Annotated in this window: 25 protein-coding genes and 2 pseudogenes; 10 read left to right on the forward strand and 17 right to left on the reverse strand. The window is 61.3% G+C overall.

Features of this window, described 5'->3' with window-relative positions:
• Positions 1 to 4 precede the first annotated feature (4 nt).
• The 7 genes and pseudogenes from AC6IW9_RS03885 to AC6IW9_RS03915 all read right to left on the reverse strand — a co-directional run bounded on the left by AC6IW9_RS03885 (position 5) and on the right by AC6IW9_RS03915 (position 4,013).
• Positions 5 to 400 carry a hypothetical protein gene (locus AC6IW9_RS03885; protein ID WP_497769284.1) on the reverse strand — a complete coding sequence of 132 codons (396 nt, stop codon included), beginning with the start codon at positions 398 to 400 and terminating at the stop codon, positions 5 to 7.
• 267 nt (positions 401 to 667) lie between these two features.
• Positions 668 to 931 carry a hypothetical protein gene (locus tag AC6IW9_RS03890; protein ID WP_497769285.1) on the reverse strand — a complete coding sequence of 88 codons (264 nt, stop codon included), beginning with the start codon at positions 929 to 931 and terminating at the stop codon, positions 668 to 670.
• A gap of 171 nt (positions 932 to 1,102) precedes the next feature.
• Positions 1,103 to 1,399 carry an Imm27 family immunity protein gene (locus AC6IW9_RS03895; protein WP_497769286.1) on the reverse strand — a complete coding sequence of 99 codons (297 nt, stop codon included), beginning with the start codon at positions 1,397 to 1,399 and terminating at the stop codon, positions 1,103 to 1,105.
• Positions 1,396 to 2,238 carry a polymorphic toxin type 10 domain-containing protein gene (locus tag AC6IW9_RS03900; protein ID WP_497769287.1) on the reverse strand — a complete coding sequence of 281 codons (843 nt, stop codon included), beginning with the start codon at positions 2,236 to 2,238 and terminating at the stop codon, positions 1,396 to 1,398. Before AC6IW9_RS03900 ends, AC6IW9_RS03895 begins: the two co-directional genes overlap by 4 nt.
• Positions 2,239 to 2,691: 453 nt before the next feature.
• The gene (locus AC6IW9_RS03905) at positions 2,692 to 3,183 is read right to left on the reverse strand and encodes a hypothetical protein (protein WP_497769288.1); all 492 of its coding nucleotides are present in this window, start codon (positions 3,181 to 3,183) and stop codon (positions 2,692 to 2,694) included.
• Positions 3,184 to 3,237: 54 nt separating this feature from the next.
• Positions 3,238 to 3,657: pseudogene (locus AC6IW9_RS03910) on the reverse strand (RHS repeat domain-containing protein); the annotation flags it as partial.
• Positions 3,603 to 4,013, reverse strand: coding sequence for a hypothetical protein (locus AC6IW9_RS03915; protein WP_497769289.1), 411 nt, complete (start codon positions 4,011 to 4,013; stop codon positions 3,603 to 3,605). The pseudogene AC6IW9_RS03910 and the gene AC6IW9_RS03915, both read right to left, overlap by 55 nt.
• 229 nt (positions 4,014 to 4,242) lie before the next feature.
• On the opposite strand from AC6IW9_RS03915, the gene tnpA reads away from it, so the two are divergent.
• The 3 genes from tnpA to tnpC are packed head-to-tail and all read left to right on the forward strand — an operon-like array spanning position 4,243 to position 6,687.
• Positions 4,243 to 4,650, forward strand: a complete 408-nt coding sequence (tnpA, locus tag AC6IW9_RS03920; RefSeq protein WP_497763764.1) for an IS66-like element accessory protein TnpA — start codon at positions 4,243 to 4,245, stop codon at positions 4,648 to 4,650.
• Complete coding sequence (tnpB, locus tag AC6IW9_RS03925; protein ID WP_497763765.1) at positions 4,647 to 5,000, forward strand: IS66 family insertion sequence element accessory protein TnpB; 354 nt, start codon at positions 4,647 to 4,649, stop codon at positions 4,998 to 5,000. Before tnpA ends, tnpB begins: the two co-directional genes overlap by 4 nt.
• A 49-nt stretch (positions 5,001 to 5,049) precedes the next feature.
• Positions 5,050 to 6,687 (forward strand): IS66 family transposase, encoded by a 1,638-nt coding sequence (gene tnpC, locus AC6IW9_RS03930; RefSeq protein ID WP_497763766.1) that lies wholly within the window; start codon positions 5,050 to 5,052, stop codon positions 6,685 to 6,687.
• Here tnpC and AC6IW9_RS03935 read toward each other — a convergent pair.
• The 8 genes and pseudogenes from AC6IW9_RS03935 to AC6IW9_RS03970 all read right to left on the reverse strand — a co-directional run bounded on the left by AC6IW9_RS03935 (position 6,573) and on the right by AC6IW9_RS03970 (position 16,965).
• On the reverse strand, positions 6,573 to 7,193 hold the full coding sequence (locus AC6IW9_RS03935) for a hypothetical protein (RefSeq protein WP_497769290.1): 621 nt from the start codon (positions 7,191 to 7,193) through the stop codon (positions 6,573 to 6,575). The two genes, tnpC and AC6IW9_RS03935, sit on opposite strands and share 115 nt — an antisense overlap.
• A gap of 9 nt (positions 7,194 to 7,202) precedes the next feature.
• A pseudogene (locus AC6IW9_RS03940) lies at positions 7,203 to 7,265 on the reverse strand (hypothetical protein); the annotation flags it as partial.
• 254 nt (positions 7,266 to 7,519) lie between these two features.
• On the reverse strand, positions 7,520 to 7,999 hold the full coding sequence (gene comJ, locus AC6IW9_RS03945) for a competence protein ComJ (protein ID WP_497769291.1): 480 nt from the start codon (positions 7,997 to 7,999) through the stop codon (positions 7,520 to 7,522).
• Between the two features lie 2 nt (positions 8,000 to 8,001).
• Positions 8,002 to 9,591: an RHS repeat-associated core domain-containing protein gene (locus AC6IW9_RS03950; protein WP_497769292.1), complete on the reverse strand. Its 1,590-nt coding sequence runs from the start codon at positions 9,589 to 9,591 to the stop codon at positions 8,002 to 8,004.
• A gap of 361 nt (positions 9,592 to 9,952) precedes the next feature.
• On the reverse strand, positions 9,953 to 10,459 hold the full coding sequence (locus tag AC6IW9_RS03955) for a DUF4265 domain-containing protein (RefSeq protein ID WP_497769293.1): 507 nt from the start codon (positions 10,457 to 10,459) through the stop codon (positions 9,953 to 9,955).
• On the reverse strand, positions 10,446 to 12,575 hold the full coding sequence (locus tag AC6IW9_RS03960; protein ID WP_497769294.1) for an RHS repeat-associated core domain-containing protein: 2,130 nt from the start codon (positions 12,573 to 12,575) through the stop codon (positions 10,446 to 10,448). The genes AC6IW9_RS03955 and AC6IW9_RS03960 overlap by 14 nt, the downstream gene beginning before the upstream one ends.
• Positions 12,511 to 12,837 (reverse strand): hypothetical protein, encoded by a 327-nt coding sequence (locus tag AC6IW9_RS03965; protein ID WP_497769295.1) that lies wholly within the window; start codon positions 12,835 to 12,837, stop codon positions 12,511 to 12,513. The genes AC6IW9_RS03960 and AC6IW9_RS03965 overlap by 65 nt, the downstream gene beginning before the upstream one ends.
• Before the next feature lie 24 nt (positions 12,838 to 12,861).
• Entirely contained in the window at positions 12,862 to 16,965 is a 4,104-nt protein-coding gene (locus AC6IW9_RS03970; RefSeq protein ID WP_497769296.1) for an RHS repeat-associated core domain-containing protein, read from the reverse strand.
• A gap of 517 nt (positions 16,966 to 17,482) precedes the next feature.
• On the opposite strand from AC6IW9_RS03970, the gene leuD reads away from it, so the two are divergent.
• The 5 genes from leuD (at position 17,483) to ptsN (ending at position 22,468) form a co-directional block, all read left to right on the forward strand.
• The gene (gene leuD, locus AC6IW9_RS03975; RefSeq protein WP_497769297.1) at positions 17,483 to 18,088 is read left to right on the forward strand and encodes a 3-isopropylmalate dehydratase small subunit; all 606 of its coding nucleotides are present in this window, start codon (positions 17,483 to 17,485) and stop codon (positions 18,086 to 18,088) included.
• A gap of 131 nt (positions 18,089 to 18,219) precedes the next feature.
• Entirely contained in the window at positions 18,220 to 19,188 is a 969-nt protein-coding gene (gene lptB / locus AC6IW9_RS03980; protein WP_497769298.1) for an LPS export ABC transporter ATP-binding protein, read from the forward strand.
• 170 nt (positions 19,189 to 19,358) lie between these two features.
• The gene (gene rpoN / locus AC6IW9_RS03985) at positions 19,359 to 20,939 is read left to right on the forward strand and encodes an RNA polymerase factor sigma-54 (protein ID WP_497769299.1); all 1,581 of its coding nucleotides are present in this window, start codon (positions 19,359 to 19,361) and stop codon (positions 20,937 to 20,939) included.
• A 264-nt stretch (positions 20,940 to 21,203) separates the two neighbouring features.
• A complete protein-coding gene (hpf, locus tag AC6IW9_RS03990) occupies positions 21,204 to 21,779 on the forward strand; it encodes a ribosome hibernation-promoting factor, HPF/YfiA family (RefSeq protein ID WP_497769300.1) in 576 nt (191 codons plus the stop codon).
• Between the two features lie 224 nt (positions 21,780 to 22,003).
• The gene (gene ptsN, locus AC6IW9_RS03995) at positions 22,004 to 22,468 is read left to right on the forward strand and encodes a PTS IIA-like nitrogen regulatory protein PtsN (RefSeq protein ID WP_497769301.1); all 465 of its coding nucleotides are present in this window, start codon (positions 22,004 to 22,006) and stop codon (positions 22,466 to 22,468) included.
• 50 nt (positions 22,469 to 22,518) lie between these two features.
• Here the strand turns inward: ptsN and AC6IW9_RS04000 are convergent, their stop codons facing one another.
• Entirely contained in the window at positions 22,519 to 22,788 is a 270-nt protein-coding gene (locus AC6IW9_RS04000; RefSeq protein WP_040567183.1) for a con-10 family general stress protein, read from the reverse strand.
• 163 nt (positions 22,789 to 22,951) lie between these two features.
• Positions 22,952 to 23,767 carry a response regulator gene (locus tag AC6IW9_RS04005; RefSeq protein ID WP_497769302.1) on the reverse strand — a complete coding sequence of 272 codons (816 nt, stop codon included), beginning with the start codon at positions 23,765 to 23,767 and terminating at the stop codon, positions 22,952 to 22,954.
• 188 nt (positions 23,768 to 23,955) lie between these two features.
• Here AC6IW9_RS04005 and AC6IW9_RS04010 point away from each other — a divergent pair, with 188 nt between their 5' ends.
• Both AC6IW9_RS04010 and AC6IW9_RS04015 read left to right on the forward strand, forming a co-directional pair.
• Positions 23,956 to 24,312 carry a NepR family anti-sigma factor gene (locus AC6IW9_RS04010; protein WP_497769303.1) on the forward strand — a complete coding sequence of 119 codons (357 nt, stop codon included), beginning with the start codon at positions 23,956 to 23,958 and terminating at the stop codon, positions 24,310 to 24,312.
• Complete coding sequence (locus AC6IW9_RS04015; RefSeq protein ID WP_497769304.1) at positions 24,312 to 24,890, forward strand: sigma-70 family RNA polymerase sigma factor; 579 nt, start codon at positions 24,312 to 24,314, stop codon at positions 24,888 to 24,890. The genes AC6IW9_RS04010 and AC6IW9_RS04015 overlap by 1 nt, the downstream gene beginning before the upstream one ends.
• Positions 24,891 to 24,928: the final 38 nt, after the last annotated feature.

Raw genomic sequence — 24,928 nt, forward strand, 5'->3', positions numbered from 1 at the left:
TTATTCAATGTTTATCGATAATTGGGGCGTCGCGCCAATACGGCGGCCGCGCGTTGAGCTCGGCCACGACCCGTTCGAAGGTTTCAACCGATGCGGGGTCGCCGTCGAAATAGGCATCCCAAAAACCTACGATTAAAAAAGGCGCAGGTCCGAGAGTCCAATTCGAATCTTTGAGTGTTCGGAACACCCAATTCGGCGGAAACTCCGGCGATGAGATCTCAAAACGGTCTGCGGCATGTAATCCCGGTGTAACACGATCATCTCCTAGTAATCGGTATTCTAGACGTCCGTTTCCTCCAGAGACAGTTAGAACCACGTATTCTTTGTCACGAGTGATCCACCCGTCACTGCGGCAACTCTCATCGATCCCGGGCTTGAGCTTTCGGCAAACAACTTTCATCGGCCGAGTCCTCTGTTAAATACGGTCTTGTAATCCAGACCGTAGTAGGGAAGCGCAGGCGGTGCGAGAAGCCTGCCGCCTGCGCGCCCTTGCCGAAGGGGATTCGACGTGCTTTTCGAACAGCGAGCCGTCAGCGGTTTTTCGTATGTGAAGGGCGGAAGCCGAACCCCATGTTTCCCTCCATCGTGAAGCCCATGCACCAAGAGCACTCGGGACCGATCAAGTAGTGATGCTGTGGAATCGCCAGTAGCTTGGGAAGCGCCTCCCTCATGCCTCGATTGGCCCCGCGAGCGCAAAGTCCGTCGCGCTGTCGCCCACATAAACCACATCGCCGGCCAAGCCGACCCTCTGCGCCACCTCGTCGAAGAACGAGATGAACTGTTCGACTTGTAGGACCTGCTCCTCCTCGGTTCGCTCGATCGAATCGGGAACGTCACTCCAATCGATCTTCGAGCCGCTGGCGGGGTACGCCTTCATGAGCTGCGCAAAGAAGGGCGACGAATCGCCCACCTCCCTGATGCGGTTGTCCACCCATTGGAACCATATGTGCGGGTCAAAGCATGTTCAGCCTGTGTCATCACAAGTGCGCCACCTTCGTTGTAGCCGGTGTGTTCCGCCGCTGCCTGCGGAATACGGTGTGCAGTTAGGCCATCGCCCTTGACGCCCTTCAGCGTCCGGCTGCTGGTCGGAGCGATCGCAAGATCAAGGTACGGTCGCGGCATCCCCATATTTTCGCCTCGCTTCATCTGCCGGAAGACACCGCAGTTGAGGAGGACCACCGCCTTGAAGTTCGCTTTGAGGATAGATCAGCTCCCAAAATCTGCCATCGGTGGGATCGCGATATAAAGCATCCCATCCGCTTTGATCGCGACCAAGTTCGACTAGGTGACTTTTCACAAGGTCGGCGATTCTTCGGCAAGTTTCATCTTCCACAACGCCACCCTGCGTTGTGATCCACTTGCCCTTAATTTCGGTTTCGTTGCGTGTAATCATTTTCATCGTACCAGCCGCATGGTTGCTCCTGTTGGGATCGGCCCGTTCGGAAGAACGAATTCCCTGGCTTCCCCAAGCGTTCTGCCGCCGCCGATAAAGCCGGGATCTGTTCTAAAAACAGGCGACGCTAGATCTATCTGCAGCGTCGGGAATTCGATAATGCGAAAGCCGGTCGGGCTTTGCGGAATGGTTAACCGCTCCGCAATTTGCGCGGCGTTCAGGCCTGCTATGTCATCGGCAGCCGTCACGAAAACATCTGCCGCCCCTGGTCGTCCCAAGGTCGTCGCCGGAACGCCCTCCGGTATGACGCGGACCAATTTTGAAGGGATGGGATTCGTTACACTCTTTGCGACCCCTCTGCTGGCAGCGATAGCGGTTGCCGCGCCGCCCGGCACGACTGGTATGATAGCCGCTGCAACATCGACCCCCAATCCGAGCGCATCGACCCCGGCGGATAAATAATTCCCGTTAAAAAGATTATCGAAGAAGGAGTAGAGGCCCAATCCGACATTGCCGGCGTCCCACACTGTCTCGGGGGCGAACATTCCCGACGGGTCCACGGAATTGAGCGGGTTGTTCTTCGCATAGGCGTAGGTGTTGATCCCGCCCGCGAGGCCGATCGGATCGCTCTGGACATAGCGGCCGAGGGTCGGCGGATAGTCGCGGAAGCCGTTGTTGTGAAGACGCGTCTCGGAATCGTAGATCTGCCCCGGGAAGCGCAGGTCATGCGAGAAGCCTGCCGCCGCCGTCGGCGTTCCATTGCCGAACGGGTCGTGGTCCCAGAACCACACCCGCTGGTTCGCCGCATTCACGATCTCATGCGGCGCGCCGAGATGGTCCGGCATGATGTAATAGGCCAGCCGTCCTGAAGCGTCGCCACGGGCAGATCGCCGAACCAGACGATCTCCTCCACCGCCGCGCCGCTCGCGCCATGCCGCCGCCGAGCATGTTGAACTGAGGCTCCGCTCTCGACGGGCCGAGAGGGCAGCGTTCGGCGCCTCCTCGTGACTCGCACTTCGGGGCGTCTGTGGTCACACCTCAAGCGATTTGAATGTCGAAGCCGCGAAATTTGAAGGCTGCTCGAACATTCTCGATGACCCTTTGCTTATCGGAAGCACTCAGGTCATCAAGTGAACCTCCGTGGGTAAACAGGATTAGTCCTGCAGGACCGGCTAGCATTTCCGAATCAAGAAACAGGATTTTTCCATTCTCCGTATATCGGAGCCCAGTTGGACCAAGCACCTCCACAGAGTAGCCTTGGTCACTCTCAATTACGTTTGGACGAGGAATTGTAAACGTCACCATCCGACTCCGTTGTAGATAATATTCGTGACATTCGGGTTTGATATCAATGCTGGATATTCAGTTGTCGCCCAAACACTTTGGGTTGAAATCAATGAGCCTTGAAAAACATGGACTTCGCCTGAAGCCGATCCGGCAAAGCCTCTTGAGGCATCTACCCACATTGGCCGCGCCTCAGTCAGCCAGTCAAGCCCTCGGGAAGCAGCTTCTATAGCTTGCCCTCGCGCTGTCATTTCCAAGGTTGTGGCACGGTTTGCAGCAGCCCATCCTTCCGCAGCAGATCTAGCTGCCTCGCCACCTGACCAGAACACTCTGGTGGTGCTTGCCGCTTCTGCGGCCCCTCTGCTGGCAGCGATAGCGGTTGCCGCCCCGCCCGGCACGACTGGTATGACAGCCGCTGCAACATCGACCCCCAATCCGAGCGCATCGACCCCGGCGGATAAATAATTCCCGTTAAAAAGATTATCGAAGAAGGAGTAGAGGCCCAATCCGACATTGCCGGCGTCCCACACTATCTCGGGGGTGAACGTTCCCGACGGGTCCACGGAATTGAGCGGGTTGTTCTTCGCATAGGTATAGGTGTTGATCCCGCCCGCGAGGCCGAGCGGGTCGCTCTGGACATAGCGGCCGAGAGTCGGGGAATAGTCGCGGAAGCCGTTGTTGTGAAGACGCGTCTCGGAATCGTAGATCTGCCCCGGGAAGCGCAGGTCGTGCGAAAAACCCGCCGCCGCCGTCGGCGTTCCATTGCCGAACGGGTCGTGGTCCCAGAACCAGACCTGGGCGTTCGCCGAATTGACGATCTGGCGCGGCGCGCCGAGATGGTCCGGCGCGACCTCGCCGAAGGACTGCTTCCAGCTCTTCGCTACCTGACGCCATGGATGGTAGGCAATGCGCCGACGCGAGCAACTTAAGGCTTGCGGAATAGCGCGCTTACCAAGCCCGCTGACTTCAGCTTGACGAATGCCCGAAGCTGAAAAATCTTCTGCCTATCGATAAACAGGGCCGCTACCTTCTCCCAGTTGCGTTGAAGCTGACTCGCCAAAGCCGCAACGTTCGGTGGTTCACCGAACTGTTGCTGCGTGAGTGAGTTGTCTACAAATTCGAGGACGTACTCGAGCTTGAACCATCCTGCCGCAATGCTTCCCGCATCTATAAAAACCTGTCCGCGGTCACGTTCGATGCGAAGTGAGAACGGCGTGCCGACCATCATCAGGCTAGCATTGCCGAATTCTCGCGGTCTATAGTCGCCGGCACCCTGAACAAGGCCCTTGTCAACGACGAACGAGAACTCAGGCGCGATGTTAGTCAAGTCGATCATGGCGTCACGATTTTAACGAGTCGGGTTCCATCGACGCTCGGGGCAAAACCCTGGCTCCCGAGGTACTCCAGTTCCCGCGCAAAGTAGCTCCCCGGTCGAACCTGATCCAGTGGCGTCGCTAGAATAATTTGTAAGCGCCGTTGCGACCCCATTGATTCTTCGGGTTCGGAAGGATTTTCGGATGTGAGATTCTTCTGAGGGACAGCCATGTCTCTGGAAGGATCCGAAGATGAACGAGAATGCGACGATCGAAACGGCTTTTGGCGCAGGATTTGTCGGACGTGTGGATTTTCGTCGTTCACGTTCGGGCAATCGGCTGTGGTCGAAGGAGCTGAAGGGCCGGATCGTACGAGAGAGTCTCGCGCCTGGAGCGCGCGTCGCCGACGTGGCCCGCAAATATCGGATATGCGCGCAGCAATTGACGCAGTGGCGCCGCCAGGCGCGCACCGGGCGGCTCGCGCTGGTGACCGACGGTCCCGCGGAGTTCGTGGAGATCGAGCTCGAGCAGCCCTCCGTTCGTAACGAGAGCGATGCGAAGATCGAGATCGTCGTCGGCAAGGTCGTGTTACGGCTGGATCAGGACACCGCGTCGACGCGCATCGCCGAGATCATGACGGCGCTGGAGCGCGGCGCGTGATCATTCCGTCGCAAGGGTTGCGGATCGTGCTCGCCGTGCGTCCCGTCGATTTCCGCTGCGGGCATGACGCGCTGGCCGCTCTCGTGCAAAACAAGCTCGGACTCGATCCGCATTCCGGGCTCATCGTCGTGTTCCGCTCGAAGCGAATGGATCGCTTGAAGATTTTGCTGTGGGACGGAACCGGACTCGTGCTCGTCTACAAGCGTCTCGGCGATAGCCGCTTTTCTTGGCCGCAGATCAGCGACGGCGTCCTGCAATTGAGCCGGGTGCAATTCGAAGCTCTATTCGACGGGCTCAACTGGAAGCGCGTCGGCGAGCGGATCGTGGCGACGCCGACCGCGGCGAACTGATCGCAACTTCGGCTTCATTCGGCGCCTCGCTTGCGATAGATTCGCCGACGTGACGCCGAGCTTCGATCCCTCCAGACTCGCAGAGCTGCCTGCCGAACTACGCGCATTGTTCGAAGCTCAGCGCGCCATGCTCGAAGCCGAACGCATCCGCGCCGATCATGAGCTCGCCGCGCGCCTTCACACCGAGAGCGAGCTCGCAGCGTCGAAGGAGACGGTCGAACGTCTGCAATTGCTCGTCAAGGAATATGAACGCGCGCGTTTCGGCAAGCGTTCGGAGAAACTCGATCCCGATCAGTTACAGCTCGTTCTGGAAGATATCGAGATCGCCATTGCCGAAGTCCAGGAGCGGGAAGACGATCGCGCGCGCCGCTCGGGGCGCCCGGCGACCAGGGAGCGCGCCGCCCGCGCCGCGCGCGCCTTTCCTGCTCATCTGCCGCGCGTCGAGCGCGTGATCGAGCCAGAAAGCCTCGCCTGTCCCTGCGGCTGCGGCCTGATGGTTCGGATCGGCGAGGACCGCTCCAGCCGCCTCGACGTGACGCCGGCGCAATATCGCGTCATCGAGACCGTGCGGCCCCGCTACGCCTGTCCGACAGGATGCGCGGGCGTCGCCCAGGCGCCGGCTCCTGCGCATCTGATCGAGGGCGGCGTTCCCACCGAGGCGCTGCTGGCGCAAGTGGCGGTCGCCAAGTTCAGCGAGCACATGCCGCTCTACCGTCAATCGCAGGTCTTCGCGCGCCACAGGATCATGCTCGACCGCGCCGTTCTGGCCGATTGGATGGGAACGACGGCCTTCCACCTCGCGCCGATCGTCGAGCGCATGAGCGCGCTGATGAAGCTGTCCGGCCGTCTATTCATGGACGAGACTCGGGCGCCGGTTCTCGATCCCGGCCGCGGCCGGACGAAAACTGGCTATCTCTGGGCGGTTCTGCGCGACGACCGCGGGCACGGCGGCGCCGATCCGCCGATCGTGGTCTATCATTACGCGCCGGGTCGCAGCGGCGAGCACGCCGAGCGGATGCTCGAAGGATTCGACGGCGTTCTCCAGGTCGACGGCTATGGCGGCTATCATCGTCTGGCGCGCGCCGAGCGCAAAGGTGGCGCCCCACTGCGGCTCGCCTGGTGTTGGAGCCATGGCAGGCGCGAGATCATCGCCGCCACGCCGAAAGCGGGCTCGCCCATCGCCGAGGCGATCCTGGCGCGCATCGCCGCGCTCTATGCGATCGAGGCGGACATCCGGGGCAAAGAGGCGCCGATCCGGCAGAGCGTTCGCGCCGAGCGGTCGCGGCCTCTTGTCGTCGAGCTCGAAGAGTTTTTGCGCGCCCAGGCCGCTCGCCTCTCCGGCCGCAGCGACATGGGCAAGGCGGTCGCCTATCTTCTGAATCATTGGGCCGGGCTGACCCTGTTCCTCGACGATGGACGCGTCGAGATGGACACCAACCTCGTCGAAAATCAGATTCGGCCGCTGACTCTCACGCGCAAGAATGCGTTATTCGCGGGGCACGATGAAGGTGGACGTTCCTGGTCACGTCTCGCTTCGCTCATTGCGACATGCAAGTTGAACAGCGTCGATCCCTATGCCTGGATGAAGGCGACGCTCGAGGCGATCGCCGATGGCCATCCGCAGTCGCGCATCGACGAGCTGATGCCCTGGGCCTTCAAATCCTCGTCGCCGACGCCAGCCGCCTGATCGCTCACCATTGCGCTGAACCAATCGCTGACAAAGCTTTGCGCCAAAGGCTTGCAATGCCTTGTCGCAACGAATTGCAAGCTATTCTTCCATTCCAGCGGCAATGGGACGACAACGGCGCTTACAATAATTTCGTCTCCGCGAGAGATTGTGCGATCGAGGAACTTCTGGTTAGCGGCCCAGCGCTCTGCCTCGGACAGCTTGTTCCAAGCAGCCTCCGGAATATCGAAAGTCCGTGCGTTGAGGCTATCGCCGAGCTTCTTGTACTCAGGGAAGTGACCGAGAATTGTCACGTCTTCTGCTGTCCCTGCAACCCCTCTACCTGCCTTGATAGCGGTTGCCGCCCCGCCCGGCACGACTGGTATGATAGCCGCTGCAACATCGACCCCCAATCCGAGCGCATCGACCCCGGCGGATAAATAATTCCCGTTAAAAAGATTATCGAAGAAGGAGTAGAGGCCCAATCCGACATTGCCGGCGTCCCACACTGTCTCGGGGGTGAACATTCCCGACGGGTCCACGGAATTGAGCGGGTTGTTCTTCGCATAGGCATAGGTGTTGATCCCCCCATCGAGCCCGAGCGGATCCCGGAGGCTGCAGGCCGATCGCGCTCACGCGCCCGCCGACGTCATAAGTATAGTTGATCTTATAGCCGGACGGATAGGTCACGCCGGTGAGCCGGCCGGGGCGGCGGCGTAGCTCCATTTCGTGACGAGCGTGACCGCGCCGAGATGGTCCGGAGCGATATGGTAGGATGCGCCGCCTTGGAGCGTCGCGACCGGCAGAGCCTTGATCCTGGGACTGCTCTGTTTGCGGCGAAAACTAGAACTTATTAGCCAAGCGCAGGCTGCGCGGTTGTTAGCAGCTCACCATCAATCGATAACTCTGAGTCTGCGCGGATTATGGCGAAGTGAGGAACATCACTCCTCGTGAACGTCAATAGCACACGCTCGTTATCGCTACCCGCTGGCTGCAAAAACTCGCACCGTAAAAGAAACGAACCAGCCGGCGCAGAAAGCGGGACGGTTTCAGTAATGCTCCCAATCTCGATCGCGCCATCAGCTGGAACTTCAAAGGGCACTTCCACTACGCGTACGGCTTCAGGATGCACGGCGCTGACATGATCAGTGAAGTTGATCTCGACAGAGTGTCGGCCAGACTCGACGATTGAGCGGAACGACACACTGCCGGGCCTCCAAGCAAAGCCTTGCGCGACATGCTGGTCGGTCCAGTCGTTGAACGGTTGCCGAAGCGAACTCGCGAAGATGGCAAGCTGGCTATACGAAACCTCAAATCTGATTACGGTCGCCACGATCAATCTCCAATCAATATTCGCACCTGCGCGCCGTCAGGTAGGCCCCGGCACGCATTGCCGATACAAGCCCCTGCCGACATGTTGTCGCGAGGGTTGATGGCCCGAACACTCGCATCGGCTCCGCCTTCTCGGAACATGGCTGGCGGGTACTCGTCCAGGTGCTTACCTGCCACCTTTTCGAGTCCACCGATTGCCGCCTGCCTATTTGCCACAGTACCTGCGCGATCAATAGTGAGAAGGTCCGGCTTGCCTGCCTTGATGGCGTCGGCGGCATGCTGCGCTGCTTCTCCATGCAGCTTGTGCGAGAGCGTTATCGCCGCGGCTTCGGCTCTAGCTGCCCCTCTGCTGGCAGCGATAGCGGTTGCCGCCCCGCCCGGCACGACCGGTATGACAGCCGCTGCAACATCGACCCCCAATCCGAGCGCATCGACCCCGGCGGATAAATAATTCCCGTTAAAAAGATTATCGAAGAAGGAGTAGAGGCCCAATCCGACATTGCCGGCGTCCCACACTGTCTCGGGGGTGAACATTCCCGACGGGTCCACGGAATTGAGCGGGTTGTTCTTCGCATAGGCGTAGGTGTTGATCCCTCCAGCGAGCCCGATGGGGTCGCTCTGGACATAGCGGCCGAGGGTCGGGGAATAATCGCGGAAGCCGTTGTTGTGAAGACGCGTCTCGGAATCGTAGATCTGGCCCGGGAAGCGCAGGTCGTGCGAGAAGCCTGCCGCCGCCGTCGGCGTTCCATTGCCGAACGGGTCGTGGTCCCAGAACCACACCCGCTGGTTCGCCGCATTCACGATCTCATGCGGCGCGCCGAGATGATCCGGCATGATGTAATAGGCCACGCCGCCCTGAAGCGTCGTCACCGGTAGGTCGCCGAACCAGACGATCTCCTCCACCGCCGCGCCGCTCGCGCCATAGGTCCCGATGATATGGCCGGAGAGGTCGTAGACATATGCGACCTGTCCGCTCGCCCCGCTCTTCGTCACGCGCTGGCCGAGATCGTTGACGCCGTAGCTCGTCGTCAGCGCGCCGACCTTCGCCTGCACGAGGCGATTGCGCTTGTCATAGGTCAAGGAGAAGTCGCCGGCCTGATTCTTCAGCCCGCCGACCTGATCCCACACGAAGGATTGGGTCGAGCCCGAGCTGTAAGTCACCTCGCTCATACGATTGCTGCTCGGCACGATCGTATAGACGGCGCCGCCGATCGAGGTGCGATTGCCCGTCGCGTCATATCCGTAGAGGATCGAGGTTGAGCCGCGCACATAGTTCGTCAGGCGGTCGTTGCGGTCATAGGAGAAGGATTTGACCGCGAGATTGCTCTCCGCGATCGACTTGATCCGCCCGCCGTTGTCATAGGCGTAGTTCAGATTATTGTTGGTCGAGGAGCTGATTTTCGTGATGCGGCCGTCGGCATTGAAGCTGCGGACATAGGAGCCGCCGCCGGAGACATTCGGGCTCCAGGACTTGACCGGCCCGAAGGGCGCGTAGGAGATCGCGCCGATCAGCGCCGACTGTGCGCCGTCCGGCCGCTGGAGGGTGATCGCGCTGACGCGCCCGACGCCGTCGTGGGAATAGAGGAGCTTCAATCCGGACGGATAGGTGTGGCCGATGAGGCGCCCGTTCGTGGCGTGATAGAACCATTTCGTCGTGAGCGTGACGGAGCCGGCAGTCCGCGTCTGTCGCCTTCGTCAGACGGTTCAGCTTGTCATAGGCGTAGGTCGTCGTCTGGCCGAGCGCGTCGGTCGAGGTCTTCACATTGATTGCTTGGTGGTGAGGCGGCCGTTGGGGTCATAACCGTTGCGGATCTCCGCGGCATCGGGCGTCGTCGGTACCGCGACTCTCGTCGCACGCCCCGAAAAACCGCGCAGCTCATATCATGTCACCGTTAATTCGATATCATATCGCGTAATTTTTCGTATTCGATGTCACCGTAATCAGACAGATCGACTATTGAAGGGTACGCTTCCCATCGATAGGGTGCCCCACATACCCTTCTTCAAACAGCCAAGTTCCTTCTCTTTGACCTTTTTCAAGGAGTTCATAAACCTCATAAATATCTGTTTCTGGCGGGATGTCTAACGCGTACAGCTCTCCTCCTCGAAAATTTGCTTTTTCCCACTCGCACCCAATTTTTCTGAGTGCTTCCAGCATATTATCCGCTTTAGTATCCTCAGATTGAATGAAAACTCTGTACGTTGAATGACCACCTCTTTCGGCCACGCCCTCGATTGTAGGGGTGTTATTAACGAAAGCTACAACCAGACGGTCGAAGTAGCTGACGCTTTTGGAAAAGAACGGAATGTTTTTAACCTCCACAATTGCCTTGTCTCCGACGGATTTTACGAAATCTACCCAAATACCTTCGCTCTCGGTTTCGTGCCAAGAGTCTGGATCCAGCATTAGGCGGATGCGAATCAAGTTTCGTTCTTCCATCGTCTCCTCAGACTCCACCATTCTTTATCCAATTATACCACTCTTGTGGTGTCCTTGGACCCTTTTCGAGATTGCATGACGGGCATGAGGGAGCGAGGTTTTCTTCGGACCCGTCACCTCCTCTCGACCTAGGAATAATGTGATCTCTGTGGAATTTTCCAGGGCCGGTCTCTCGCCCGCAATAGGTGCATGGCGGATAGTCCTTGCTGGTTCTTGGCTTACCAAGATTGCGCGGGAAGTCCATTCCCGCTCTCGGACCATTCGCCGTACCCTCCGGTAAATTCTCCAGGGGAGTCAGTTGCCGTGGAAAAGCCGGGGGACGAGCGCCCAATGTCACGAACGGCTCGATCAACGGCGTAGCCAGTTGAGCGTATTTCTGGCCTGAGGCCGTTCCGGAGACTTTGGGCTTCGGCTTCTGTGCTGCTATGTCGATCTCCGGCAAAACTTCCGGTTCTTCTTCGCTCTCCGGATCGAGCCCGAGCGGATCGATCACGCTGAGCGGATTGTTCCCGGCATAGGCGTAGGTGTTGATCCCGCCCGTGAGGCCGATGGGGTCGCTCTGGACATAGCGGCCGAGGGTCGGCGAATAGTCGCGGAAGCCGTTGTTGTGAAGCCGCGTCTCGGAATCGTAGATCTGGCCCGGGAAGCGCAGGTCGTGCGAGAAGCCCGCTGTCGCCGTCGGCGCGCCGTTGCCGAACGGGTCGTGGTCCCAGAACCACACCCGCTGGTTCGCCGCATTCACGATCTCATGCGGCGCGCCGAGATGATCCGGCATGATGTAATAGGCCACGCCGCCCTGAAGCGTCGTCACCGGCAGATCGCCGAACCAGACGATCTCCTCAACCGCCGCGCCGCTCGCGCCATAGGTCCCGATGATATGGCCGGAGAGGTCGTAGACATATGCGACCTGTCCGCTCGCCCCGCTCTTCGTCACGCGCTGGCCGAGATCGTTGACGCCATAGCTCGTCGTCAGCGCGCCGACCTTCGCCTGCACGAGGCGATTGCGCTTGTCATAGGTCAAGGAGAAGTCGCCGGCCTGATTCTTCAGCCCGCCGACCTGATCCCACACGAAGGATTGGGTCGAGCCCGAGCTGTAAGTCACCTCGCTCATACGATTGCTGCTCGGCACGATCGTATAGACGGCGCCGCCGATCGATGTCCGATTGCCCGTCGCGTCATAACCATAGGGAATGAAGGTCGAGCCGCGGACATAGTTCATCAGGCGGTCGTTGCGGTCATAGGAGAAGGATTTGACCGCGAGATTGCTCTCCGAGATCGATTTGATCCGCCCGCCTAAGTCGAAGGCGTAGGTCAGCCTGTTGCCGGTCGGGGAGGTGATGTCGGCGATGCGGCCGTCGAGATCGAAGCTGCGGACATAGGAGCCGCCGCCGGAGACATTCGGGCTCCAGGACTTGACCGGCCCGAAGGGCGCGTAGGAGATCGCGCCGATCAGCGCCGACTGTGCACCGTCCGGCCGCTGGAGGGTGATCGCGCTGACGCGCCCGGCGCCGTCGTGGGAATAGAGGAGCTTCAATCCGGACGGATAGGTGTGGCCGATGAGGCGCCCGTTCGTCGCGTGATAGAACCATTTCGTCGTGAGCGTGACGGCGCCGGTCGTCTGCGTCTTCTGAATCACATGACCGAAACCGTCATAGGCGAAGCTGGTCGTTCCGGTCGAATCGATCACAGAGCCGAGACGGCCGATGCCGTAAGCCCCCTGATCATAGGCATAGGTCGCCACGGAGCCGTCGGCATAGGTCGCCTTCACCAGCCGGCCCAGCTGGTCATAGAGGTAGGTCGTCGTCTGGCCGAACGCGTCGGTCGAGGTCAGCACATTGCCGGCGGCGTCATAGGTCTTGGCGGTGACGCGCGTATCCGGACTCGCGATCTGCTCCGGCAGGTCGAGCAGATTATTCGTGTAGCGCGTCACCAGCCCGCGCGGGTCGGTGACGCTGGCGAGGCGGCCGTTGGCGTCATAGGCGTTGCGGATCTTTGCGGCGTCCGGCGCCGTCGTCACCGTGAGCCGGTTCTGCGCATCATAGGCGAAAGCGGTCGCAAAGCCGATATGAAACCTATAATGAGAGAGAACGCAGAAAATCCAGAAACCATTTGCTAATTCGCAGCTCTCCGAGTTCATCAATCAGCATAGAAACAAAAGCATCATCAGGCATCATCATTTTATTATCTACAGAATATGCAATAAATTGCCCCGATACGCGGTGGATCAGTTCATTAAAACGCCGAAGCCGAGGGGGGTCTGCAACGTCTGATGAGTCTGGAACATATGTATCTCTTGCTAATATAGTTAGCTCTAGTATCACGCTCGCATGCCAACGAGCCCTTTGCTCTGCATCAAGACTTGATAGCTTATTTAATTCTAGCTTCCACTCTGGGGACATGGTGATATCCTATTTTAGGTTGCGTCAGTCTGGCCTATATATTTGCCTTGGGAGGTTATTTATATCATACCCACGCTGCTCTAAGATCAATGTTCGTACGTTTCCATTAAAAATCCTTCCGTCAGGAGAAACAATTAAAGGGTATGGGCTTGCTCCCGGACGAAGCGATTCTACTAGAGACTCTGTTGAAAATCGGTTCCAGAATTCGTAGCTGAAACGATTTGATCCAGACATTATTGTTGATTCCGGATGAATTCTACGCAGCGGTGGAAGTGTTTCTTGACCGGCAAGCACGAGTGGCAGTGCCTGCGCGGATTGCTGTCCTGCAAAATCGATCGTCGGTGAAGCCGCCTGATTGTCTCGCCGCGGTCGAGCGGCTCGCTTCCCAGCAATGTCGATCGTCGGCAAAACTTCCGGTTCTTCTTCGCTCTCCGGATCGAGCCCGAGCGGATCGATCACGCTGAGCGGATTGTTCCCGGCATAGGCGTAGGTGTTGATCCCTCCAGCGAGCCCGATGGGGTCGCTCTGGACATAGCGGCCGAGGGTCGGCGAATAGTCGCGGAAGCCGTTGTTGTGCAGCCGCGTCTCGGAATCGTAGATCTGACCCGGGAAGCGCAGGTCGTGCGAAAAACCCCCGGTCGCCGTCGGCGCACCATTGCCGAAGGGGTCGTGGTCCCAGAACCACACCCGCTGGTTCGCCGCATTCACGATCTCATGCGGCGCGCCCAGATGATCCGGCATGATGTAATAGGCCACGCCGCCCTGCAGCGTCGCCACGGGCAGGTCGCCGAACCAGACGATCTCCTCAACCGCCGCGCCGCTCGCGCCATAGGTCCCGATGATATGGCCAGAGAGGTCGTAGACATATGCGACCTGTCCGCTCGCCCCGTTCTTCGTCACGCGCTGGCCGAGATCGTTGACGCCGTAGCTCGTCGTCAGCGCGCCGACCTTCGCCTGCACGAGGCGATTGCGCTTGTCATAGGTCAAGGAGAAGTCGCCGGCCTGATTCTTCAGCCCGCCGACCTGATCCCAGACGAAGGATTGGGTCGAGCCCGAGCTGTAAGTCACCTCGCTCATACGATTGCTGCTCGGCACAATCGTATAGACGGAACCGCCGGCCGAGGTGCGATTGCCCGTCGCGTCATATCCGTAGAGGATCGAGGTCGAGCCGCGCACATAGTTCGTCAGGCGGTCGTCGACGTCATAGGAGAAGGATTTGACCGCGAGATTGCTCTCCGCGATCGACTTGATCCGCCCGCCGTTGTCATAGGCGTAGTTCAGATTATTGTTGGTCGAGGAGCTGATTTTCGTGATGCGGCCGTCGGCATTGAAGCTGAGGACATAGGAGCCGCCGCCGGAGACATTCGGGCTCCAGGACTTGACCGGCCCGAAGGGCGCGTAGGAGATCGCGCCGATCAGCGCCGACTGTGCGCCGTCCGGCCGCTGGAGGGTGATCGCGCTGACGCGCCCGGCGCCGTCGTAGGAATAGAGGAGCTTGAATCCGGACGGATAGGTGTGGCCGGTGAGGCGCCCGTTCGTGGCGTGATAGAACCATTTCGTCGTGAGCGTGACGGCGCCTGCGGTCTGCGTCTTCTGCACCACATGGCCGAAACCGTCATAGGCGAAGCTGGTCACGCCGGTCGAATCGGTCACCGAAGTGAGACGGCCGATTCCGTAAGCTCCCTGATCATAGGCATAGGTCGCTTTGGAGCCGTCGGCATAGGTCGCCTTCGCGAGCCTGTTCAGATTGTCATAGTCGTAGGTCGTCGTCTGGCCGAGCGCGTCGGTCGAGGTCTTCACATTGCCGGCGGCGTCATAGGTCTTGGTGGTCACGCGCGTGTCGGGGCTCGTGATCCTCTCCGGCAAGTCGAGCCAATTATTCGTGTAGCTCGTCACGAGCCCGCGCGGGTCGGTGACGCTGGCGAGGCGGCCGTTGGCGTCATAGGCGTTGCGGATCTTCGCGGCGTCCGGCGCCGTCGTCAACGTGAGCCGGTTCTGCGCGTCATAGGCGAAAGCGGTGGAATTGCCGTTCGGATCCTTCACGCCGATAATGTTACCGTTGGCGTCATAGGTGAAGATCGACGGCGTCGGGCTCACCGCGCCGCGATCCTCGGTGAGACGGCCGAGAGCATTATAGATGCGGCTGTGCGTGCGCGCCGGAGCCGGCGCGCTACCCTCGAACACCTCTTCCTTGGTGCGGTTTCCCGCCTTGTCGAGCGTATAGACGATGCGATTGCCGGCCGTGTCGCGAATGCTCGTGAGCCGATGCGCGCCATCGTAGCCGAAGTCCAGTCCGGCGCCCGTGGGCTCGCGTATCTTCAACAGCTGTCCGACCTTGTCATAAGTGTAGGTCGTCTGCTGCCCGAGGGTGACGCGCGAGGCGACCTGGCCGCGGAAATTATAGGTCAGCGTCGTGACGACGCCGTTCGGGTCCTGGATCGTCAGCGGCCGGCCGTTGGCGTCGTAGCTCGTGAACGCGGTGACATGACCGCGCGGATTGGTCACGCTCGCGAGATTGCCCATGGCGTCATAGGCGTAGCTCGTCACTCGGCCCAGCGGGTCCCACGCCTTCAGGAGCTGGCTGAAATCATTATAAAGATAGGAGCGCGTGCTCGACGCCGACGGCGTTGCGACCGTCTCGCTCGTCAGATTGCCGTTCGTGTATTTGTAGGTGAAGCTGCGCTCGCCGTCGGTGATCTTCGCCGGCAAGCGGTATTTCGGGTTCCATTCGGTCGTGATTTTGCGCTCGCTCGCTCTTCCGGCGGCGATCGTGACCGACGTCGGAAGATTACGATCCTGATCGTATTCGGCAGTCGTTCGAACGCCGTTGTAGTCCGTCTTGCGCTTCAGATTGCCGTGATCGTCGTAGAGATTGGCCTCACGCTGCTCGTTCGTGCCGCCGGGCGCGCAATCGGGGCAAAATCGCTGCTCCCCGAGCGGCTTCGCCAAGCCGTCGACGGCCGTCAGCGTGATGGTTTCCCGCGATCCGAGCGGCGTCGTGATCGAAACGGAATTCGACAGAAGATTGCTGTAGTCCACGTCGTATCGGGCGACGGAGCCGTTGAGCTCCGTGCGAACGGCGCGCCCGATCTCGTTGTTGAAATAGTCATAGTAGTAGCTCGAGTAGCGAGAGCCGTTTTCGTCGGTCACGCCGGTTATGGAGCGCACATAAAAACCATGCTCGTAATGATATTGGCGTCTCGATTCGTCGGGAAATTTTACCGCACCCAAACGATCGGAGCCCCAAGTATATTCATAGGTGTAGACTTTGCCATCGGGCGCTCGCACCCTCGCGACGCGGACAGCGGATCCGTCATATTCGAATGTCAGCGTGCGACCGAAGGGGTCGCGGACAGTCGAGAGACGGCCGGACTCGTCGTATCCGACAATCACCTTGACGCCTGCGCGGTTGGCGACGGAAAGGAGCCTGCCTTCTCTATCATAGGTCTCAATTTCGTCCCGATCGGCGATCAGCTTGAACTCCGTGCCCCAGCCGCCTCCCTCCAGCCGATAGCTCGAATAGGCCGGACGCGTCCACGGGCCGACACTCCCAGGCGCTACAACCCGCGTGAATGTCAAGACCTGCCCGTCGTCGCGCGTCACATAGGCCGTCTCGTAATAAACATTATAGACGCCGACAACCGTGATAAGAGTTACCGAGCGGCTGTAGGACGAGCGCCAATTTGCGAACTGATACGAGCCTTTGTCCTGGCTATTGTAGTAGCGCGCGAGCACTAGCGGGAAGCTTCCGGCCGACGTATAGTCGGTCTCGCTATTGTAGGCGTTGCCTGTCGCGTAATTGATCGGATCGCCGACGGAGGTCTTCCCCGAACCGCCGCGGCCCTGCGCTACGAAGCCGCCGGCTGGGCCAATGGCGTCTGAAAACTCCGCGGTGTAATCTGAAAAGACGGACGCACTATAAAGGCTGCTAGATCCAAGCCAAACATCAGGATGCCAACCCCGGTTGGCGCCAATATCGATCTCGTCGAGCGCTTCTTGCGCGGAGGCGGTCGATATCGCTGGCCAAACCCTTCCGGAAGCACATTCTAGCCACGATAGGACAAGACCAAGAATAATGACGACAGGGAATCGTGAACTCCATTTTTTCATTTTGATCTCCAAAAACATTGCGCACAAATTTTTCGCGCCGAAAACGGGAACTTCTGACAACCCAACCCTGCGTCGTCGCACGGCTGAGCCAGCAAACTAGCAATTGGTTGCTCATTGTCAAGCTCTAGACAGGCATCGCCAGGGCTCCGAATTCAGGTTAAAAGGTATCAATCGCCCTTTGAGGAGCGCGGATGACATCTCGAAGAGCGTCTGGAGGCGCTCATGAGCGCTCCATGGGCGCCGAGACCCGCGCACGCAACACAGCTGCGCCCTCACCAGCGCCGGCGGGGCGAGGCGCCGGGGGCGGCAATACAGTAGCGAGGTCGGAGACGGAACGGGCTCGACCCGCCATATTCCGACGCAAAGTCTACGGCCTCTCGCGCGGCGTGGTCCCGACCGCCGACGCCTCGCACAGCTGCGCCTTCACGGCGGCGACGCGCGCGTCCTCGGCCTGCGGCGCGCCCCGCGCTTTGCGAAACGGCCGCGATCTGTTAGAGGCGGATCGAGACACGAAACCGCCCGAAGGCTTTCCGAGATGGAAAAATTCGTCCGATTGACCGGCGTCGCCGCGCCCTTGCCGATCATGAACGTCGACACGGATATGATCATCCCCAAGCAATATCTGAAGACGATCGCCCGCACCGGCCTCGGCAAGGGGTTGTTCTCCGAGCTGCGCTATCGCGAGGACGGCTCCGAGAATCCGGATTTCGTGCTGAACCAGCCGGCCTATCGGAAGGCGCAGATTCTGATCGCGGGCGACAATTTCGGCTGCGGCTCGTCGCGCGAACATGCGCCCTGGGCGCTGCTCGACTTCGGCGTCCGCGCGGTGATCTCGACCAGCTTCGCCGATATCTTCTATAATAATTGCTTCAAGAACGGCATACTTCCGATCAAGGTCTCGCAGGCCGATCTCGACAGGCTGATGGACGACGCCGAGCGCGGCGCCAACGCCACGCTGACGATCGATCTCGAGGCGCAGGAAATCCGCGGGCCGGACGGCGGAGTGATCCGCTTCGACATCGACCCGTTCCGCAAGCAGTGCCTGCTCGAGGGTCTCGACGAGATCGGCCTCACCCTGCAGAAGGAGGCGGCGATCGAGAGCTTCGAGAAGAAGGCCGCCGCGGCGCATCCCTGGGCCTGAGTCCCGAAGGCGCGACTGACCGGGATTGCAAAATCGTAACGAGGCTTTTGCGTTCCGGCTTTGTAGAATTTATCGGAGGCGGCGCGGCTCGACGGCCGCGCCGCCTCCGCTCATCCGGGGACGCCTCCGACTTGCGCTTCAAGCCCTATCCATCGACGAGCGAGACCGGGCGCGGCGGGTTCTTCTCCCGCCTCGCGGAGCGGTTTCTCGTCCGCAGGGACGGGCCGAACGTGGCGGGGTCGCAGGCCGCGACGCGGGACATCGACGATCTGCGTGACCGAAACGCCCAAAATTCAGGCGCCGCATTCGCCGCCTGGACCGGCGCGGCGGCGGCCGCCGAAAGCGATCCGCCCCACGCCGCGGGAACGAACAGCCAGCAGGGCGTCCTCGCCATTCGCCATCTGGCCAAATCCTACAAGCAGCGCCGCGTGGTCGAGGATGTGAGCCTGCATGTGGCGCGCGGCGAGGCGGTCGGCCTGCTCGGCCCCAACGGAGCCGGGAAGACCACGGTGTTCTATATGATCACCGGTCTGGTGAAGCCCGACAGGGGCGTCATCGCGCTCGACGGCTATGACGTGACGGGTCTTCCCATGTATCGGCGGGCGCGGCTCGGCATCGGCTATCTGCCGCAGGAGGCCTCGATCTTCCGCGGCCTCAGCGTCGAGGACAATATCCGCGCCGTGCTGGAGATCACACAGCCGGACAAGCGGGAGCGCGAGCGCGAGCTCGACACCTTGCTCGAGGAGTTCAAGCTCGAGCGGCTACGGCATTCTCCGGCCATCGCGCTCTCAGGAGGCGAGCGGCGCCGCTGCGAGATCGCCCGCGCGCTCGCCGGGCGCCCATCCTTCATGCTGCTGGACGAGCCCTTCGCCGGTATCGACCCAATAGCCGTCGGCGGCATTCAAGACCTCGTCCGTCACCTCAAGAAGCGCGGCATCGGCGTGCTCATCACCGACCACAGCGTGCGCGAGACCCTGGGCCTGACCGACCGCGCCTACATTATCTACAACGGCCATGTGCTGACGGAGGGAACGCCCGAGGAGATCGTCGCCGACCCGGATGTTCGCCGCATCTATCTCGGCGAAGACTTCCGCATGTGACGCCGCGGGACGGAAGAGTTTCCGGCGATTAACTGCTAGGCGCTTTTTTCGGGGGGCGCCGAATAATTGGCCCTGCGCAAGAAACCGCAACGTGCTATAAGCAAGAAACAGGCCGAGAACGCCGTCGCCCGCCGCGGCGTCGACGGGGCAGAGGTTTCGAGTAGCGGATCATGGCGATTTCCACCAAACTGATGATGCGTCAGGGCCAGGCCCTGGTGATGACGCCTCAGCTGCTGCAGGCGATCAAGCTTCTCCAATTCTCCAATCTCGAGCTGTCGGCGTTTCTCCATGAGGAGCTCGAGCGCAATCCGCTGCTCGAGGCGGTCGACGCCAATGATTTTCCCGACGCGCCGCAGGAGGCGCATGGCGAGGCGGCGGCGGGCGAGCCGTCCGGCGCCGAAAGCCTCGGCGAGCCGGCCGAGGGCGATTGGGCGCGCGACAGCCTCGCCGTCGACGCGACGCAGCTCGCCGCCGAGCTCGGCACCGAGATCGGCAACGCCTTCGAGCTGGACAATGTGCGCAGCCCCGCGGATGCGCCGGGTTTGCTCGAAGGCGCCGGCCTCTCGGCCAATTCCTGGAGCGGCGCGGGAGGCGCCCCGGCGGACGGCGAGGCGCCCAATCTCGAAGCCTATGTCGCCGCTCAGGCCAGCCTGCACGATCACCTCGCCGAGCAGCTGGCGCTCGCCTGCGCGGACCCGGTCGACCGGCTCATCGGCCATGCGATCATCGACGCCATCGACGAGACCGGCTATCTCCGCGAGGACGCAGCCGAGATCGCCGTGCGGCTCGACGCCGATCCGGCGCGCGTCGCCGCCGTGCTCGCGATCATCCAGCGCTTCGAGCCTTCGGGCGTCGGCGCGCGCGACCTCTCCGAATGTCTCGCCATTCAGCTGCGCGAGCGCGACCGGCTCGATCCTGCGATGCAGATCTTCATTTCGAATCTGCCGCTGCTCGCCAAGCGCGATTTCGCCCAGCTCGCGCGGCTGTGCGGCGTCGATGACGAGGATATCGCCGATATGGCGGCCGAGGTGCGCCGCCTCGACCCCAAGCCCGGCCGCGCGTTCGGCGGCGCCCCCATTCAGCCGCTCGTCGCCGACGTGATCGTGCGGCCGGCGACCGACGGCTCCTGGATCGTCGAATTGAACTCGGACGCGTTGCCGCGCGTGCTGGTCAACCATTCCTACGCGGCGCAGGTGAGCGCCGGCGCCAAGCGCGACGGCGACAAGACCTTCATCTCGAGCTGCCTGCAGAACGCCAACTGGCTGACGAAGAGCCTCGAGCAGCGCTCGCGCACCATCCTCAAGGTCGCCTCCGAGATCGTGCGGCTGCAGGACGCCTTTCTCGCCAAGGGCGTCGAGCATCTGCGCCCCCTCAATCTGCGCACCATCGCCGACGCCATCGGCATGCACGAGTCGACCGTCTCGCGCGTCACCTCGAACAAATATATGACGACTCCGCGCGGCATTTTCGAGCTCAAATACTTCTTCTCCGCCTCCATTGCGACGACGAGCGGAGGCGAGGCGCATTCGGCGGAGGCGGTGCGCTACAAGATCAAGCAAATGATCGACAAGGAGAGTCCGTTCGACGTGCTGTCGGACGACGCCATCGTCGCCCGCCTCAAGGAGATCGACATCGACATCGCCCGGCGCACGGTCGCCAAATATCGCGACAGTCTGCGCATTCCGTCATCGGTCGATCGCCGCAGGGCCAAGCAGAGCCAGATGCGCGAGAACGTCCAACCGGCCATGTGAGAGGGCCGCGCGGCGGCCGATCGGCCATTGACTTCGAGCGTCCAGCAACTTAACGCTTCCGGTCGACGGTCGGGCAGCCGCGGAGCCCGGTGCCCGAATTTCCGCCACGTTCGAGCGGCAGAAAGAACGTCTGAGAGAGGAAGCGCCGTTCGGACGGAGCGGGCGGCCGGGCCACGAATGGCGAAGAGCTCGATTTAAGGGACATTTCCGTCAGCGGCGTGCGCCTCGCGGCGCGAGCGCGCGGCCCGATGAGGTGGAGCAGGCATGTCTTTGCGGGTGTCCGGCAAGAATATCAGCATCGGCGAGTCCCTGCGCGCGCATGTCGCCGAACGGCTCGGCGCCGCGGCGGCCAAATATTTCGACGGCGAGATCAGCGGCCATGTGACGATCGCGCCCGAGGGATCCGGCTATCGCGCCGATTGCAGCCTGCATCTCACTTCCGGCATTGTCTTGCAGGCCGACGGCCGCGCTCAGGAGCCCTACGCTTGCTTCGATCAGGCCGCCGATCGCATCGAAAAGCGGCTGCGCCGCTACAAGAGCCGGTTGAAGGACCATCACGCCGATCACGCGGCGGGCGCCGACCTCGGCGAAGTCGCCGCCAGCTATGTGCTCGAGGCGCCCGATCAGGAGATCGAGGCGCCCAAGGAATTCGCGCCGACCATCGTCGCCGAATCGACCGCGCGCCTGCGCCGCCTCAGCGTATCCGCGGCGGTTCTCGATCTCGATTTGACCGGCGCGCCGGTCGTCGTGTTCCGGCACGCCGATACGGGCCGTCTCAATGTTGTCTATCGGCGCGGCGACGACCATATCGGTTGGATCGACGCGCCGGGCGGAGAATAAGCGGCACATATCTTGCCACTAATCGGGGAAGCGGCGGCGATGAGAGTGCAACTGCTCCTGGAGCGCAACATCATACAGCGCGACGGCCACGGCGCCCCGACGGTGCAAAGCCCCGTCCCGACGCGCTGTCGTCCAGTCGGATAGACTCGGAACCGGCCTTCGCCGTGTTCGCGGCGGCGGCGAGTTCTCACGCCGAATCAGATCGTGAATGGGATTGACGCCTCATGCGGCTCGCTGATCTGCTCACATCGGAAGCGATTATTCCGTCGCTCAAGGCCAACACCAAGAAACAGGCGCTTCAGGACCTGAGCGAAAAGGCCGCGGAGATTTCCGGTCTGCCGGCGCGCGAGATATTTGACGCTCTGCTTCAGCGCGAGCGTCTCGGCTCGACGGGAATCGGCAACGGCATCGCCATTCCGCACGGCAAGCTGGCGCGAATCAAATCGATATTTGGAATTTTCGCGCGGCTCGAGCGCCCGATCGATTTCGACGCGCTGGACGGCGCGCCGGTCGATCTGGTTTTTCTGCTGATCGCCCCCGAATCGTCGGGGGCCGATCATTTGAAAGCGCTCGCTTGCGCCGCCCGCGTTCTGCGCGATCCGGGAGTGGTCGCGACCATTCGCGCGACCCGCGACCCTTCGGCCCTCTATTCCGTCATCGCGCAAACCACCAAGCCTCACGCCGCCTGACGCGCCCGGCGCTCTCGCGCCGAATCGCTCCGAGGCGCGGCGGCCGCGGATTACTCCGCGGCTGTCCTCGGCTTGGAGTGGGACGCATGACCGCCCTTTCGCCCGGCCTCGGACGCGAGCGTATGGTCGCGGGAAAAGCTGCGCTTCGTCGGATCGACGCTCTGGCCGCCCTTCCGTCCCGCTTTCGCCGCAAGCTCCGGATTTTGCGAGAAGCTGCGTTTCTCGTCGGGGACGTTCTGGCCGCCCTTGCGAGCGATGGCGCGCTGCTTCTCCGGATCCATCGACGCAAAGCCCCGGTTCGACTTCTTGGGTTCCTGCATAGCGGTCATTTGATCTACCTTCTCCTGTCCCCCGGGAGTCAACTCCCGAGTGAAGACAAGGTTGCGCTCTCTTTGAGCTGGATAGAAGTTTTTTTTGGTCAAACTTGACCTGTGGTCTATACGTACGAAATCAAACGACTACTTAAGCTGTCGCTTTCTGCATTCAATTGTGCTTACAATTGCCTTTGACATGGGAGCGCCTATCGAAAAACAAAGCTTGGCTGATGATCGCCTTCAGGCTGTCCACGCTGAATGGCTTGGCGATCAGGAAGGCGGGCTCCGGCGGCTCGCCTTTGAGGAAGCGTTCCGGATAAGCAGTGACGAAGATCACCGGCGTCGACACCGAGCCGAGGATTTCGTTTACCGCTTCCAGCCCCGAGCTGTTGTCGGCGAGTTGTATGTCGGCCAGTATCAGGCCGGGCGGCGTCTCGGCTATTGCGGCCACGGCCTCCTTGTGCGTGCGGGCCACGGCGACGACGCGATGCCCGAGCTCCTCGACCAGGGCGCGCAGATCGAGAGCGATCAGCGGCTCGTCCTCGATGATGAGCACGTCGGTGGCCAATTGGCCCGCGATCTCGGAGCTCGCGGCGTCGATGAGAGCCGCGGCGCGCGCTTCCGGAACGCCGAGCGCGCGGGCGATCTCGGAGAGCGAGAAGCCTTCGAGCGCATGGAGGAGAAAGGCGATGCGCGGCTGCAGCGAGATGGCTTCGAGATTGCGCTGCGCTCCCGTCTCCTCGGCCGGAGCCACGCCGGAATGGTCGGTATGCGCGTTGATGGGGCTCGAGGTCCAGATGTCGAGGAAGAGTCGGTACAGCGCGACGCGCAGATTCTCGTCGGCCTCGATGCGGCCGGGATCGGCGACCACCGTTTCGAGCGTCGCGAGCACATAGGCGTCGCCGCCCTCGCGGCTGCCGGACAAAGCGCGCGCGAAACGCCTGAGGTAAGGGAGGTGCCTTAGAATAGCCTGAGATAGGGACATTATGTGTCCTCGCTTTGCCGCAGTGCGGAACTCGAGCCGACTCTCGTGCGCTCCGCTGCGTCAAATCGTCGCCCCGACCCGGGGAACCTTTTGGTAAAATTAGCGTTGTCGTGGCGTCGGCGCAATGCAGTATAGCGCGGCCGCGTCAACGCGCCAGGGCATGGACTTTTGCAATTCTCGAGGAGCCGATGGGAAAAAGCAGCCGCAGAACCATTGCCGCCGCGCTCAGCAAATCCGACAGCCGAGGAGATGGGGAGGAGACGATTGGTCCGGTGCTCACACGTGAGGAACAGCATTCCGCGGCCGATCATGAAGGATTGGTGGTCTTGAATTCCCGACGTCCGCCGCGTGAGCGGAGCCCGCGCCCGACATCTAGGCACGAAGTCGACAAGAACAAGATCGGCGAGCAGATCGGCGACCAGTTGCGCGATTTGTATAACGACGTGCTGGGGCAGCCCGTGCCCGAGCGATTCCTCGAGCTCTTGAACAGGCTCGAAGCGGACACGATATCCTCTCCGAGTTCGAAGGCGCCCGGGGAGAGATAGTGCCGGAATCCGAGGCGGCGAAAGGCGATGGCAAGGGATCGAAAGCCGACCTCGTCGCGGCGATCCCCAATCTGCGCGCCTTTGCGGTCTCGCTCTGCGGCAACACGGACCGCGCCGACGATCTCGTCCAGGAGACATTGGTCAAGGCCTGGAGCAGCCTCGCCTCCTTCACCGAAGGCACCAATCTCACGGCTTGGCTGTTCACCATCCTCCGCAATATCCATTACAGCGAATATCGCAAGCGTCGCCGCGAGACGCCCGACCCCGACGGACTCATCGCCGCGCGGCTGGTGTCGCTGCCGGCTCAGAACGCGCATATGGATTTCCTCGACTTCCGCGCGGCGCTGCAGAAGCTGCCGCTCGACCAGCGCGAGGCGCTGATCCTCGTCGCCGCCTCCGGCCTCTCCTATGAGGAGGCCGCCGCCATCTGCAATTGCGCGCCCGGCACGATGAAGAGCCGCGTCAATCGCGCCCGCAACCGCCTCGCCGACGTTCTGTCGCTCTCGAGCGGCGCCGATATCGGCGACGCCTTTTTCGTCGGCGAGGCGACGGCGCTGCCGCGCGCCGGCAATGATTGATAGACCGCGGGAAATGCCGCATAGGGAAGCTCGAGCCC

The organism is Methylosinus sp. shoA (assembly GCF_059718125.1).

Coding starts and splice junctions, on each gene's coding strand:
- AC6IW9_RS04005 (WP_497769302.1), bottom strand. CDS start 23,767: ATGTCCCTATCTCAGGCTATTCTAAGGCACCTCCCTTACCTCAGGCGT.
- AC6IW9_RS04010 (WP_497769303.1), top strand. CDS start 23,956: ATGGGAAAAAGCAGCCGCAGAACCATTGCCGCCGCGCTCAGCAAATCC.
- ptsN (WP_497769301.1), top strand. CDS start 22,004: ATGCGGCTCGCTGATCTGCTCACATCGGAAGCGATTATTCCGTCGCTC.
- AC6IW9_RS04000 (WP_040567183.1), bottom strand. CDS start 22,788: ATGCAGGAACCCAAGAAGTCGAACCGGGGCTTTGCGTCGATGGATCCG.
- AC6IW9_RS03915 (WP_497769289.1), bottom strand. CDS start 4,013: ATGATCGACTTGACTAACATCGCGCCTGAGTTCTCGTTCGTCGTTGAC.
- AC6IW9_RS03965 (WP_497769295.1), bottom strand. CDS start 12,837: ATGTCCCCAGAGTGGAAGCTAGAATTAAATAAGCTATCAAGTCTTGAT.
- hpf (WP_497769300.1), top strand. CDS start 21,204: ATGTCTTTGCGGGTGTCCGGCAAGAATATCAGCATCGGCGAGTCCCTG.
- AC6IW9_RS03900 (WP_497769287.1), bottom strand. CDS start 2,238: ATGCCGGACCATCTCGGCGCGCCGCATGAGATCGTGAATGCGGCGAAC.
- AC6IW9_RS03895 (WP_497769286.1), bottom strand. CDS start 1,399: ATGAAAATGATTACACGCAACGAAACCGAAATTAAGGGCAAGTGGATC.
- AC6IW9_RS03955 (WP_497769293.1), bottom strand. CDS start 10,459: ATGGTGGAGTCTGAGGAGACGATGGAAGAACGAAACTTGATTCGCATC.
- AC6IW9_RS03885 (WP_497769284.1), bottom strand. CDS start 400: ATGAAAGTTGTTTGCCGAAAGCTCAAGCCCGGGATCGATGAGAGTTGC.
- leuD (WP_497769297.1), top strand. CDS start 17,483: ATGGAAAAATTCGTCCGATTGACCGGCGTCGCCGCGCCCTTGCCGATC.
- rpoN (WP_497769299.1), top strand. CDS start 19,359: ATGGCGATTTCCACCAAACTGATGATGCGTCAGGGCCAGGCCCTGGTG.
- tnpA (WP_497763764.1), top strand. CDS start 4,243: ATGAACGAGAATGCGACGATCGAAACGGCTTTTGGCGCAGGATTTGTC.
- AC6IW9_RS03970 (WP_497769296.1), bottom strand. CDS start 16,965: ATGTTTTTGGAGATCAAAATGAAAAAATGGAGTTCACGATTCCCTGTC.
- AC6IW9_RS03935 (WP_497769290.1), bottom strand. CDS start 7,193: ATGTTCACCCCCGAGACAGTGTGGGACGCCGGCAATGTCGGATTGGGC.
- AC6IW9_RS03960 (WP_497769294.1), bottom strand. CDS start 12,575: ATGAACTCGGAGAGCTGCGAATTAGCAAATGGTTTCTGGATTTTCTGC.